The 12,014-nt window shown below is 67.5% G+C and carries 14 protein-coding genes; 9 read left to right on the plus strand and 5 right to left on the minus strand.

Features of this window, described 5'->3' with window-relative positions; all coding sequences use genetic code 11:
• Positions 1 to 25 precede the first annotated feature (25 nt).
• The 3 genes from ACM608_RS05225 to radC form a co-directional block, all read right to left on the minus strand.
• A complete protein-coding gene (locus ACM608_RS05225; RefSeq protein WP_419682200.1) occupies positions 26 to 604 on the minus strand; it encodes a serine O-acetyltransferase in 579 nt (192 codons plus the stop codon).
• Positions 601 to 1,563 (minus strand): glycosyltransferase family 2 protein, encoded by a 963-nt coding sequence (locus tag ACM608_RS05230; protein ID WP_419682201.1) that lies wholly within the window; start codon positions 1,561 to 1,563, stop codon positions 601 to 603. Before ACM608_RS05230 ends, ACM608_RS05225 begins: the two co-directional genes overlap by 4 nt.
• Before the next feature lie 144 nt (positions 1,564 to 1,707).
• Positions 1,708 to 2,388, minus strand: a complete 681-nt coding sequence (radC, locus tag ACM608_RS05235) for a RadC family protein (protein WP_419682202.1) — start codon at positions 2,386 to 2,388, stop codon at positions 1,708 to 1,710.
• Positions 2,389 to 2,626: 238 nt separating this feature from the next.
• Between radC and ACM608_RS05240 the strand changes: the two genes are divergently transcribed.
• Genes ACM608_RS05240 through ACM608_RS05250 form a run of 3 tightly spaced genes read left to right on the plus strand, consistent with a single transcriptional unit; the run spans position 2,627 to position 6,305 of the window.
• Entirely contained in the window at positions 2,627 to 5,719 is a 3,093-nt protein-coding gene (locus ACM608_RS05240) for an intermembrane phospholipid transport protein YdbH family protein (protein WP_419682203.1), read from the plus strand.
• A gap of 8 nt (positions 5,720 to 5,727) precedes the next feature.
• On the plus strand, positions 5,728 to 5,919 hold the full coding sequence (locus tag ACM608_RS05245) for a YnbE family lipoprotein (protein WP_419682204.1): 192 nt from the start codon (positions 5,728 to 5,730) through the stop codon (positions 5,917 to 5,919).
• Positions 5,916 to 6,305: a YdbL family protein gene (locus ACM608_RS05250; protein WP_419682205.1), complete on the plus strand. Its 390-nt coding sequence runs from the start codon at positions 5,916 to 5,918 to the stop codon at positions 6,303 to 6,305. Before ACM608_RS05245 ends, ACM608_RS05250 begins: the two co-directional genes overlap by 4 nt.
• Positions 6,306 to 6,452: 147 nt before the next feature.
• On the opposite strand, the gene ACM608_RS05255 is transcribed toward ACM608_RS05250, so the two are convergent.
• Positions 6,453 to 7,235, minus strand: a complete 783-nt coding sequence (locus ACM608_RS05255; RefSeq protein WP_419682206.1) for a PdaC/SigV domain-containing protein — start codon at positions 7,233 to 7,235, stop codon at positions 6,453 to 6,455.
• Between the two features lie 168 nt (positions 7,236 to 7,403).
• Between ACM608_RS05255 and ACM608_RS05260 the strand changes: the two genes are divergently transcribed.
• The 6 genes from ACM608_RS05260 (at position 7,404) to ACM608_RS05285 (ending at position 10,703) form a co-directional block, all read left to right on the plus strand.
• On the plus strand, positions 7,404 to 7,721 hold the full coding sequence (locus tag ACM608_RS05260; protein WP_419682207.1) for an AtpZ/AtpI family protein: 318 nt from the start codon (positions 7,404 to 7,406) through the stop codon (positions 7,719 to 7,721).
• Between the two features lie 35 nt (positions 7,722 to 7,756).
• Positions 7,757 to 8,545, plus strand: a complete 789-nt coding sequence (locus ACM608_RS05265; protein ID WP_419682208.1) for a F0F1 ATP synthase subunit A — start codon at positions 7,757 to 7,759, stop codon at positions 8,543 to 8,545.
• A 41-nt stretch (positions 8,546 to 8,586) separates the two neighbouring features.
• Positions 8,587 to 8,814 carry a F0F1 ATP synthase subunit C gene (locus ACM608_RS05270; RefSeq protein WP_419682209.1) on the plus strand — a complete coding sequence of 76 codons (228 nt, stop codon included), beginning with the start codon at positions 8,587 to 8,589 and terminating at the stop codon, positions 8,812 to 8,814.
• A 61-nt stretch (positions 8,815 to 8,875) separates the two neighbouring features.
• Positions 8,876 to 9,367 carry an ATPase gene (locus tag ACM608_RS05275; protein ID WP_419682210.1) on the plus strand — a complete coding sequence of 164 codons (492 nt, stop codon included), beginning with the start codon at positions 8,876 to 8,878 and terminating at the stop codon, positions 9,365 to 9,367.
• Positions 9,368 to 9,384: 17 nt separating this feature from the next.
• Positions 9,385 to 10,005 (plus strand): F0F1 ATP synthase subunit B, encoded by a 621-nt coding sequence (locus ACM608_RS05280; protein WP_419682211.1) that lies wholly within the window; start codon positions 9,385 to 9,387, stop codon positions 10,003 to 10,005.
• Positions 10,006 to 10,016: 11 nt separating this feature from the next.
• Positions 10,017 to 10,703: an FkbM family methyltransferase gene (locus ACM608_RS05285; RefSeq protein WP_419682212.1), complete on the plus strand. Its 687-nt coding sequence runs from the start codon at positions 10,017 to 10,019 to the stop codon at positions 10,701 to 10,703.
• Here ACM608_RS05285 and ACM608_RS05290 read toward each other — a convergent pair.
• Complete coding sequence (locus tag ACM608_RS05290; protein WP_419682213.1) at positions 10,700 to 11,911, minus strand: glycosyltransferase; 1,212 nt, start codon at positions 11,909 to 11,911, stop codon at positions 10,700 to 10,702. The genes ACM608_RS05285 and ACM608_RS05290 overlap by 4 nt on opposite strands.
• Positions 11,912 to 12,014 lie beyond the last annotated feature (103 nt).

Here is a 12,014-nt window from a genome sequence, read left to right on the forward strand (position 1 = left end):
CGGGTAGCAGAGCGGGAGAGGGGCTTCAATCGACCCGATTGAGCGGCCGGATGACCGGCCGGGGCACGGTGACAATGCTGCCGGGCGGCACGTCCTGAGCGAGGACGACGTTCGCCCCGATCATCGATCCCGCGCCGACGGTGATCGAGCCGACGATCACCGCCCCTGCGCCGATATCGCACCCGGCCTCAATCACCGGCTTCAGCCAGCGCGGGTCGTTGTGGCGGCGCAGGCCGAAGGTGGTGTTCTGGCGGATCTGGACGTCGTCGCCGATCGACAGTGCCTCCAGCGTCATGCCGCTATGGTGCCAGATGCGGACGCGGCGGCCGACAATGACGGTGTAGCCGAGGTCGATCCCGCCCATCCATTCCACCAGCTTGTGCATGACGCGGTAAAGGATGGTCAGCGGCGTGCGGACCAGCTTGCTGCGGAACCCCATGCGCCAGTTGCCGAGACGGTGGACGGCGATCGCCCAGAACCCCTGGCTGAAGATGTCGCGGCCGTGGGTCGCGAAATCCTCGCGGAGGAGGGCGGCGAAGGAGAGGCCGGGCGGGTTGTGGTTGAACCGGCCGAGATCGATGTCGGACTGCGGTCGATCCGTCATGCGCCCGATCCGTAATTGTGGCGGATCATGTCGCCCCAGAGATGCGGCGGGTCGGTGACCGGTTTGCCGCGCAGGCGCGCGAGGAGCCGGCCGACAGGACGCCCGAAGAGCCATGCTGCATTGGCGGCGTGGAACGCCCCGCTGCCGAAGTTCTTGGCAAAATAGCGGCGGCGCGACTCGAACCAGTAGCGCGGACGGCGCTTCACCTTGGCCGTCGCACCCGTGACGCCGGAACTGGCACCGACGAGGTGGACGATCCGGCTTTCGGGCACATACCAGCATTCGGCCCCGGCACGCGCCGCGCGCAGGCAAAAATCCGTCTCCTCGAAATACATGAAGTAGCTTTCGTCGAGGAAGCCGATGCGATCGATCAGGTCGCCGCGTACCATCATGCTGGCGCCGGCCACCCAATCGGCGCGGATCGGGTGATCGACCGGCGCGGGCGCAACGATCTTGCTGGCGAAGAGCCGGTGGAGGGGACCGAAGTCGAGTGCTTCGAGCAGTTCGTTGAAGGGGCGGTGAAAGCGGAAGGCGCTGTAGATCGCCGTGCCGTCCATCTCCTCAGATCGTCCGCCGGTGATGCCGGCCGTCGGATGCGCGTCCATGAAGCGGGTGAGCGCACCGATCGCGCCCGGGCGGACGAGCGTGTCGGGGTTGAGCAGCCAGACGTATTTCGGCGTGGGCCGGCCGGTCTCCGCTTTCCACCGGGCTAGTGCCTCGTTGTTGCCGTAGGCGAAGCCGCCATTCCTGGGCAGTGCGCGAAAGCGGCACCAGCTGCCCCAGCCGTTCGCCTCCACCGCCGCCGCGATCTTCTCCGCCGAACCGTCGCCCGAATCGTTGTCGACGATGATCGCGTTGATCCCCGGCGCGATCTCCGGCGCGAGCGATTGGAGGCACGCGATCGACAGCTCCGGCGTGCGGTAGTTAACGATCAGGACGAGGGTTTCGACCGGCGGCATGGCGGGTGATCTATGCGGCGCGGGTTAAAATCGGGCAAGCGGGCCCGAGATAACCTCATACACCAACGTCGTTCGCCCTGAGCCTGTCGAAGGGCCAGCGCCGACCGTCTCCCTTGCCCTTCGACAGGCTCAGGGCGAACGGACTTAGAGAAGCCCCTCCGCCCGCAGGCTCTTATGCCCGCTTGCCGAGACGATGATGTGGTCGTGAACCTGGATCTTGAGCGGCTTGGCGGCGGCGATCAGCTCGCGGGTGATGGCGATGTCCTGACGGCTCGGTGAGGGATCGCCGCTCGGATGGTTGTGGACGATGATCAGCGCCGCCGATCCGAGGTCGATGGCGCGGCGCACAACCTCCCGCACGTAGATCGCCGCCTCGCTGGTCGATCCCTCGGAGATCGGCTCGTCGCGCATCAGCATGTTCTTGGCGTTGAGGTGGAGGACGCGGACCCGCTCGATGTCGAGATGCCCCATATCGGCCTGAAGGTAGTCGAGCAGCGCCTGCCAGTTCGAGAGGACGGGTCGGTCGAGTACCTGCTTCTGCAGGAGGCGAAGGGCGCTCGCCTGCGCGATCTTGATCGCGGCGATCGAGGTGTCGCCGATGCCGCCAATGCGGGCCAGCGCCTTGGCGTCGGCGGTCAGGACCGCGCCGAAGCTGCCGAACGCGTCGATCAGGCGCTTGGCGATCGCCTTGGTGTCGCCGCGCCGGATCGACAGGGTGAGCAGGTATTCGAGCAATTCATGGTCGAGCAGCGCATCCCCGCCACCGTCGAACAGTCGCTGGCGCAGGCGCGCGCGGTGACCCTCACCGAGATGATCTTCCCCCATGTGGGTGAGGGTAGGCGGATTCTCCTACCCCTATCAACCGCGACATATTCCGAACCCCGCTCGCCCTGAGCCTGTCGAAGGGCTGGAGATGACCGTGTCGCTGGCCCTTCGACAAGCTCAGGGCGAACGGCGTTGGGGTGGAAAGCCTCCTTGCACTCCCGCTGGACAAATCCGGCATTCATCTTGAGGAGAATAGGTGAGCCGAGGTTCGGTTGGCCAGAGGGATACGGGGGCGGGATTGGCGGTAAGGCTGCAGCCGAAATCCCTGCTGGTGCTGATCCTCGCCGTGCTTTGCCTTGTCAGCATGGCGCTGTGGACGATGCGGACGCCGATCGCGACGGGCCTGATCGCGCGCGAGTTGGAGAAGCGCGGGGTGCCGGGCCGCTATCGCGTGGCGGCGATCGGCCTGCGCACACAGGTGCTCGAAGACATCCTGATCGGCGATCCGCGCCGCCCGGACCTGACGGCGCGGCGGGCCGAGGTGACGCTCTATTACGGGCTGAGCGGCGTCGGCGTGTCGTCGATCGTGGCGGAAGGCGTGCGGCTGCGCGGGCGGCTGGTGGATGGCGCGGTCAGCTTCGGCCAAGTCGACAAGCTGCTTCCCGCGCCGACCGGCGAACCATTCAAGCTGCCTGAGTTCGCCGTCGAGATCCGCGACACGCAAGTCGTGCTGGAAACACCCTGGGGTGTGCTGACCAATCGCATCGAAGGTCGCGGCAAGCTGTCGGACGGTTTTCGCGGCCGCGTCCGCAGCGACATCCCGTCCTTCGCGGCGGCTGGCTGCGACGCCGTGCCGCTCCATTCCGATCTGACGCTGGAAACGGAGGCGAATCGGCCGCATGTGGCCGGACCGGTGATGGTGCCGGCGCTGACCTGCGGCGGTGCGTCGCTGCGCGCGCCGTTCCTCGGGATCGACGCGCGGGCGAACGAGGCGCTGGATGGCGGCGAGGGGTCGATCCGGCTCGATGCCGCCGGTGCGACGGCAGGGTCCGTTAGCCTCGGCCGGATTGCGGGCAAGGCGACCTTCGCCGGAACGACCGAGCGGGCCTCGGGCGGCCTGTCCTTCGCCGCCCAGCCGCTGCAGTTGCCGCAGGGGGAGGCGCGCCGCCTAGCCCTGACGGGGACGTGGAGCTCGCGCGGCGGCGCGGCCGATCTGACGGGCAAGGTTGAAGTGAGGGGCGCGGCCCTGACGCGTGGCACCCTCGCCGCCGCGACCTCGACCCTGCGCGCGGCGGAGGGCACTCCGGTCGGGCCGATCGGCGCGGCTCTGGCGACGGCGGTCGGGAAGGCAGGCGCGGACTTTGACGGGGGCGCGGAGTTCACGGTGGCGCATCGCCGGACGGGGAGCGTTCTGCGCCTGGCCAGCATCGACGCACTGAGCGCCTCGGGCGCACAGCTGGTGACGACGGTCGGGGAGGGGCTGCGCTACGACTTCGCGGCAGCCAAGACCTCCGGTGCGTTGGCGCTGACGCTCTCTGGCGGCGGTTTTCCGGAGGTTGCGGCGGATGTCCGGCAGGATGCGCCCGGCGGTGCGATCGAGGGCGAGTTGCGCATGACGCCCTTTGTTGTGCCGGGTGGGCGCCTGGCGGTCGAGCCGGTGCGCTTCACCGCAGTGAACGGCGCGATCAGCCGCTTCGGCACCGTGGTGGAGCTGGACGGCCCAGTCGGTGATGGTCGCATCACCGGGCTTCGCGCGGCGATCTCCGGACGGGTGAGCGGGTCGGGTGCGATGTTGATTGGGGAGGGGTGCCAGCCGGCCGGCTTCCGCCAGTTGGACATCGCCGGCGCCAGCCTCCGCGATGTGCGGCTGAACCTCTGCCCGCTCTACGGCACCGCACTGGTGGGTGTGTCGAAGAACGGTGCGCTCGGCGGCGGCATCCGCATCGATCGACCGAGGCTCGGCGGAGAACTCGGCGGAGCGCCGCTGCTCCTTACCGCCGCGCGGGTGGACGTGCCGCTGCGCCACCTCGGCTTCACAGCGCAGGCTCTGTCGGTGCGGCTGGGAACGGGCAAGGACCCGACCCGCCTCGATATCTCGGGCCTCAAAGGCGACGCGACGGCCGCCGGGATCGCGGGCGGGTTCGAGGGGGCGGCGGGCAAGATCGCCAACGTGCCGCTGGTCATCTCAGACGGCCAGGGCGAGTGGTCGCTCGCGGGGGCGGCACTGGCGCTCAAGGGCAGCCTCGGAGTTGACGACGCTCAGGCCGATGCACCGCGCTTCCGCCACATGACCTCGGGTGACTTCGCGCTGACCCTCGGGAACGGTGTGATCGCGGCGGGCGGTCACCTGAACGAGCCGAAGAGCGGGGTCCCCGTGGCGCAGGTCGACATCAGCCACCGGCTTGCCGATGGTTCGGGAAAGGCCGTGCTCGACGTGCCCGGCATCACCTTTCGCGAGAAGCGGCTACAGCCGGAGGCGCTGACCCCGCTCACCGTCGGGATCGTCGCCAATGTGGAGGGCGAAGTCCACGGGAGGGGCGAAATCCGATGGGACGCGCGAGGTGTCTCCAGTGACGGCCGATTCGGGACGGATGGCCTCGACCTCGCCGCCGCCTTTGGTCCTGTGAAGGGGTTGCAAGGAACCGTGCACTTCACCGACCTACTGGGTCTGGAAACCCCGCCGCGCCAGGAGGTCAGGATCGCCGAGGTGAACCCCGGCGTGGCGGTGGCGGACGGCGTCGTGCGCTACCAGCTGCTCCCCGGACTGCTCGTGAAGATCGAGAGCGGGCTCTGGCCTTTCGCGGGCGGCGATCTCGCGTTTGAGGAGACCACGCTCGACTTCTCCGAAGCGGCGAAGCGGCGGATGGTGTTCAACGTCACCGGCCTCGACGCCGGCAAGTTCATCCAGCAGCTGGAGTTCGAGAACATCGCCGCCACCGGCCTGTTCGACGGAACCCTGCCGATGGTGTTCGACAAGACCGGCGGCCGCATCGAGGGCGGGCGGCTGACAGCGCGGGGGGAGGGCGGCACGCTCGCCTATGTCGGTGAGGTGTCGAACGCGCAGCTCGGCACCTTCGGCAAGATGGCCTTCGATGCGCTGAAGTCGATCCGCTACCGCAACCTGGCCATCGAACTCGGCGGGCCGCTGGATGGGGAGATCGTCAGCAAGGTCGTCTTCAACGGCATCAATCAGGAGCCGCTGGGCGGGGTCAAGGGCTTCGGCAAGAGCCTGATCGGTCTGCCCTTCAAGTTCAACATCACCATCCGGGCGCCGTTCCGCGGGCTGGTCAACACCGCCACCACCTTCGCCGATCCGACCAGCCTGATCCGGGGAAACTTGCCGGCGGCTGACACCAACGTTCAGAGACAGGAAAGCGAGACTGTGCGATGAGGGATGCGATGAGAACGGGACGCATGTTTGGCCTGGGATTGCCGGGAGCGGTGGTGCTGGCGGGCTGCGTCCAGGTCTCGGCGCCGGAAAAGCCGATCGAGATCAACCTGAACGTGAACGTGCGTCAGGAGGTCGTGGTCCGGCTGCAGAAGGATGCCGAGGATCTCATCACCAACAATCCGGAGTTGTTCCCGCAATGACCCGCTTGAACAAGATCATCCTCGCCACGGCCGCGGCGGCGGTTCTGGCCGGCGGCGTCACGGTCCGCGCCTACGCACAGGCGGGCGACCCCGATGTCTCGGCCGCGATCGCCAGCGGAACCGTCGGCGAGCAGGCCGACGGCTATCTCGGCTTCGCCAAGGCTGGCTCCGGCGACCTGAAGGCGAAGGTCGAGGCGATCAACATCAAGCGCCGCGCAGCGTACACCGACCTTGCCGCCAAGCGTGGCGTGTCGGTGAAGGACGCGGCGGCGGCGGCCGGCTGCCAGACGCTGTCGCGGCTGGCGAACGGGCGGGCGTACCTGCTGCCCGGCGGCGGCTGGGCGACGAAGCGCGGCGCGATCGCCCTGCCGGGGTATTGCGGGTAGTCCACTCTATCCTCTCCCCTTGTGGGAGAGGTCAGGAGAGGGGATCGCATGAGGAGGCTCGATGCCTCCGAGTGTGAATGGCGGGACGCTTGCTGACGCTCGCGACCCCTCTCCCAACCCTCTCCCACAAGGGGAGAGGGCTCCCGCTCATTTAAGACCGAACTCCTCCCGGTATTCCGGCCTGATCTCCGCCAGCAGTGCCGCCGTCACCGGCACCGGCACCTGATAGTCGCCCTCGGCATAGGGCCCCGCTTCATATGGAGCGACCTGCACGAGGAATGTCGTAAACCTGCCACTCCCGGCCGGCACGATCACCTGATCGGCGATCTTCGGGCACGCCGTCTCGAAATCTGTCCCGCGCTTCACCGGCTCCCCGCGCTTCTCGGCTCGCTGCTTGTCCAGCGTCTCGCAGAACGGCCCGCTCATCGTCGTAAGCGCCCGGTCCGGGTTCACGAACAACTCGCGGAAAGGAATCGCGCGGCCGAGCTTCCGTGAGACCAGCCGAGCGTCGAAGCCCTGCATCCCGTGTGCGCCGCCGAGATACTCCTCGAACTCCGCGCCAAGGCTGAGCAGCCCCGCCGACCCGCCCTTCACCATCCAGCGCTTCGAGAGGCTGTGCTGGCGATATAGCCAGCCGTTCTTCCGCGCCTCTTGCTGATCGGCGGCGGCGCCCTTCACGCCCTTGGCCTTCAGCCGCTTGGCCTCAGCCTCCAGGTCCGCGTTCACGGCCGGGATCGCCGCCGCAACCGCTGGCCAGGCATAGGCGAAGTCGTACAGCTCGCTCTTATCGGCGATCACGACATCGGCGGCCGCTGCCGGGGCGGGTTCCGCAATAGCACCGGTCTGATTCGACGGCTGAGGATCGGGTGCCGCATCCGGCTGCGAGCAGGCGGCGAGCGTAAGCGCGAGGGCAGAGATAAGCCTCTTCATGCCTTGAAAAACCGCCGACGGGCCGGGGCGATCCAGCGGGCCCGCCGCCCGGTTGACTTGAGGACAACCGCTTCCTAAAGGGACCGCGCCTTGGCGGGCTCGCTCGCCTTCATCGTCCTGCCCGCCTGACGAGATCGCCGACGGGGATCACCGAGGAAGGAGCACGCGATGGAGACGAATGAGCCCGGGCAAGACCCCGGCGGCGTTCACGATCCGCGCATCTCTTCGCTCGATGAGCGACTGCAGAAGGCGCATCACGCCGAAGCGGTCAGGACCGGCAAGAGCAAACCGACGTCCAAGGGGTATTCCCAAGGCAATCGGGTGCTCGCCGAACTGATCGGGGGGCTTGTCGGCGGTGCGCTGATCGGGTGGTTGATCGACCGCTGGTTCGGCACCTCGCCTTGGGGCCTGTTGGGGTTCGTGTTCCTCGGGATCGCGGTCGCCTTCAGGAACATCATTCGGATTTCGAACGAACGCCCGGAATGACTTCGGGCGTTCGGGCTATACGGGGGTAGGGAAGCGTGGCGGCCGAATCTGGCAAGATCGATCCGATGCACCAGTTCATGATCGAACCGGTGTTCGGCAATCAGCTGTCGATCGCGGGCTATAACGTCGCGTTCACCAATTCCGCTCTGTGGATGGTGGTGACGCTGCTCGCGTTCTGGCTGTTCATGCTGGGCGGCATGAAGCGGGAACTGGTGCCCGGCCGCTGGCAGGCCGCGGTCGAGGGCTTCACCGGCTTCATCTCCGGCATGATGACGCAGAACATCGGGCCGGAAGGCAAGAAGTTCGTGCCCTACGTCTTCTCGCTGTTCATGTTCATCCTGATCTCGAACCTGATGGGCATGATGCCGGTGGGCATCATCCCCGGCCTCCACGCCTTCACCGTGACGAGCCACTTCACCGTCACCGGCGTGCTCGCCATCATCAGCTTCGCGATCGTGCTGATCGTCGGCTTCGCGCGGCACGGCCTCCACTTCTTCTCGCTGTTCGTGCCGCACGGCACGCCCGTCGTGATGATCCCGCTCTTGTTCGTGGTCGAGCTGATGAGCTTCCTCGTCCGCCCGTTCAGCCTGGCGCTGCGACTGTTCGTCGCGATGACGGCGGGCCACATCCTGATGAAGGTGCTGGCCGGTTTCGTCATCAACGGCATGAATGCGGGCCCGCTCTACGGCGCGATCGTGTCGGCACCCAGCTTCATCCTGATGATCGGCATCACCGTGCTGGAACTGCTGGTCTGCGCGATCCAGGCCTATGTCTTCGCGCTGCTCACGTCGCTTTACATCAACGACGCCGTGAACCTTCACTGAGTAAACTTTCCAACACAAACGGTTAGCTAAGGAGTTTTCTAATGGACGCAGAAGCCGCAAAGTTCATCGGCGCCGGTCTCGCCGCCGTCGGCCTCGGCCTCGCCGCCCTCGGCGTGGGTAACGTGTTCGCCCAGTTCCTGTCGTCGGCGCTGCGCAACCCGTCGGCCGCCGACAGCCAGCAGGGCCGCCTCTTCATCGGCTTCGCCGCCGCCGAGCTTCTCGGCCTGCTGGCGTTCGTCGTCGCGATGATCCTGCTCTTCGTCGCGTAAACTGCTTCGGCGGGGCGGTTCGCCGTCCCGCCCCTTATTCTAACGGGGATTTCGCCGGCTCATGCCTCAGATCGCACAGATCGCCGCGACCTACGCATCCCAGATCTTCTGGCTGCTGATCGTCTTCGGCCTGATCTACTTCGTCATCGGCCGGGGCATGCTGCCCAAGATCGAGGCGACGGTCGAGGCGCGCGAGAAGCGGATCACCGACGACCTCGCGGCTGCCGAGCGGGCGCAGGCCCGCGCGCGGGAAACCGAGGCGACCTACAGCCAGCATATGTCGGAGGCGCGTGCCGCCGCCCAGAAGCTGACCGGCGAGGCCAAGGCCCGTGGCTCGGCCGAAGGGGCGGCGCAGGTCGCCCGTGCGGATGAGGGCATCGCCGCCCGCACCGCCGAGGCGGAGGCGCGGCTCGACGAGGCGCGCAAGTCCGCTTTGGCCGGCATCGAGGATGTCGCGACCGATGCGGCGCTCGAAATTGTCACCCGCTTGTCGGGTGCCGGGGTCGATCGCGCCGCCGTCCAGCGTGCTGTCACCGCCGCCCTGGCGCACTGAGCGGGAGAGAACCGACCATGAACCCCGCATCCGCCGCCGCCGAGTACAACCTGCAGCACGCCGACCGGCTGGAGGGCATGCCCGCCGCTCCTCATGGCGAGACCAACACGACCACCGAGGCTCATGGCGAGGGTGCGGAGCACGTCAACCCGACGGCTCTGGGCTTCGACGCGACCTGGTACGTCGCACTGGCGATGGTCGCGGTGATCGTCATCATGCTGATCCAGAAGGTTCCGGCCGCGATCGGCCGTGCGCTGGACAAGAAGATCGCCGGGATCCGTGCCAATCTCGACGAATCGCAGCGGCTCCGCGAGGAGGCCGAGGCGCTGAAGGCGGAGTACGAGGCCAAGGCGGCCGCCGCCGAGAAGGAAGCCGCCGACATCCGCGCCCATGCCGAGACCGAGGCCGCCGCGCTGGTGGCGCAGGCCAAGGTCGATGCCGAGGCTCTGGTCGAGCGCCGCACCCGCATGGCCGAGGACAAGATTGGCGCCGCCGAGCGCGCCGCCGTTGCCGAGGTCCGCGCCAAGGCCGCCGATGCCGCCGCCAAGGCCGCTGCGGCCGTGATCAGCCAGCACCATGACGCGAACGCCGACCGAGCGCTGGTCGACAAGGCGATTGCCGGGCTGGGCCGGCGCTGAACGAAACGGCCGTGCCCGAGCGGCCGCCTCTCGCCACGCGCTTCGCGGAGCTGGAGAAGAAGTACCGGCTCGTCGACCACGAGCGTGCGGCGCTTCACTGGGGCCGGCTGAAGCACCTCGTACCCGCCCCGGACATCGTCGTGGATGCGGGCGCGTCGTTGGGCACGCCGCGCCTCTACAAGGCCTTTCCCACGGCCAAGTTCATCCTGGTCGATCCGATCGAAGAGAACCGGGCCGGTCTCGAAGCGTTCGGCGCAAGCTATGACATCGATATCCGCATCGTGGCACTGGGCGCGGCGCGCGGAGAGGCCGTGCTGAACGTCGGCGGCAATGCCGGCAAGTCGCGCAGCTCCTTCCTGGAGCGCAGCGACCACCTCGCCGGCGGAGACGAGAAGCGGCTGGTGCCGGTCGCGCCGCTCACTGACCTAGTGCCGCCCACAGGATCGATCGGGCTGAAGATCGACACGGAAGGTTATGAACTGGAGGTGCTGAAGGGCGCCGAGCCGCTCTTCCCCCGCATCCCCTGGATCGTGGCGGAGACCTCGATGTTCCCGCGCTTCCACGGCGATCCGCTGTTCGCCGGCATATATGGTTTCCTGGCGCCGCATGGCTATCAGTTCCGCGATTTCGTCAGCATCCGCCGCAACCCCGATGGTGGGCTGCGTCACGTCGACGCACTGTTCGTGCGCACACTTTAGCCGCGCGCTACCTCTTCGATCAGGTTCATCCACGCCGGTTCACAAACCCGTTTCTGATCGTACTCGGCCAACACGGTCTTGCGCGCCGCCTTTCTAAGGCCGGTGTAGCGGGCAGGGTCGCGGCAGATGGCGATAAGGCGATCAGCGAGCGCCTGATGGTCGAAGAAGTCGAACAAGAGCCCGTTCTCGCCGTCGCGGATGACATCACGGACGGGCGCGGTGTCGGAGGCGACGATCAGGCTTTCGCAAGCCATCGCGTCCAGCAGCGACCAGGACAACACGAACGGGTAGGTCATGTAGACATGCGCCCAGCTGATCGAGAAGATCGTGATCAGCGCCTCGTAGTTCACCGCGCCGACGAAATGGACGCGGTCCATGTCGATCCTGGCGCCCAGCTCCTTCATCATGTGCTGCTTCCACGTCCCCTCGGCGGGGGCGGGGCCGTAGCCGCCATTCTCGTCCATGCCGACCATCAGCACGCGGGCCTCCGGCACCTGTTCCAGCAGGCGGGGCAGGGCGCGCATCATGATGTGGAAGCCGCGCATCGGCTCGAAGCGGCGGTTGATGAAGGTGATGACCGGCGTCGATCCGTCGAGCACGCGGCCGTTGGCGAAACGCAACTCGGGCTGTGGCAGGCGTTGTGCCTTGTCGACGTCTATGCCCTCGTGGATCACGCGGATCTGGCTGTCGAAGGCGCGGGGCAGGGTGCTCGCCTGATAGGGCGTCGGGCAGACGATCCGGGCGGCATTGGCATAGCTCGTCGCCAGCACCGTATTGCGGGCGAGGACGCGATAGGGGCTGGCGTTGACGCGGAACTCGGGGTCGAAATCGACGTCGGAGTCGTGCGCGCGGTAGTAGAGTTCGCCGACCTGGATCTGAGGCGCGTCGAACACCTCACCAAGGAACAGCATCTCCCCCCAGGCCGGGTGGCCGATGATGACATCGGGTTCGAACCCGTCGGCTTTCAGCTTGCGCGCCGCCTCCGCCGCCGCTGCGCCGGCGATCAGGCCGCGCTGTGCCACGGCTGCGATCGGCTGCGCGCCGGGCACATCCTCCTGCGCCTGCCAGCGGATCGTGGGGAAGCCTTCGAGGTCGCGCCCGGTCGGGCCGTTCAGCAGCGCGCCGTCCCAGCCGCGCTGCCGAAGGAGGGCGGCGATCGAGGCAAAGCGGCCGGGGCTGCCGTTGTGGACGAAGAGGGCGCGTGGCATGGCCGGAGTTGTGGCGGGCGAGGGCGATGGGTGCAATGTAGTATCATCCTCCCCCGCAAGGGGGAGGCGGCAGGCGTAGCCTGACGGAGGGGGAGGACATGGA

Source organism: Sphingomonas sp. ID0503, assembly GCF_048565625.1.
GTDB lineage: Bacteria > Pseudomonadota > Alphaproteobacteria > Sphingomonadales > Sphingomonadaceae > JBLZUR01.

Coding starts and splice junctions, on each gene's coding strand:
- ACM608_RS05290 (WP_419682213.1), bottom strand. CDS start 11,911: ATGCCACGCGCCCTCTTCGTCCACAACGGCAGCCCCGGCCGCTTTGCC.
- ACM608_RS05230 (WP_419682201.1), bottom strand. CDS start 1,563: ATGCCGCCGGTCGAAACCCTCGTCCTGATCGTTAACTACCGCACGCCG.
- ACM608_RS05225 (WP_419682200.1), bottom strand. CDS start 604: ATGACGGATCGACCGCAGTCCGACATCGATCTCGGCCGGTTCAACCAC.
- radC (WP_419682202.1), bottom strand. CDS start 2,388: ATGGGGGAAGATCATCTCGGTGAGGGTCACCGCGCGCGCCTGCGCCAG.
- ACM608_RS05260 (WP_419682207.1), top strand. CDS start 7,404: ATGGAGACGAATGAGCCCGGGCAAGACCCCGGCGGCGTTCACGATCCG.
- ACM608_RS05255 (WP_419682206.1), bottom strand. CDS start 7,235: ATGAAGAGGCTTATCTCTGCCCTCGCGCTTACGCTCGCCGCCTGCTCG.
- ACM608_RS05275 (WP_419682210.1), top strand. CDS start 8,876: ATGCCTCAGATCGCACAGATCGCCGCGACCTACGCATCCCAGATCTTC.
- ACM608_RS05250 (WP_419682205.1), top strand. CDS start 5,916: ATGACCCGCTTGAACAAGATCATCCTCGCCACGGCCGCGGCGGCGGTT.
- ACM608_RS05280 (WP_419682211.1), top strand. CDS start 9,385: ATGAACCCCGCATCCGCCGCCGCCGAGTACAACCTGCAGCACGCCGAC.
- ACM608_RS05270 (WP_419682209.1), top strand. CDS start 8,587: ATGGACGCAGAAGCCGCAAAGTTCATCGGCGCCGGTCTCGCCGCCGTC.
- ACM608_RS05245 (WP_419682204.1), top strand. CDS start 5,728: ATGAGAACGGGACGCATGTTTGGCCTGGGATTGCCGGGAGCGGTGGTG.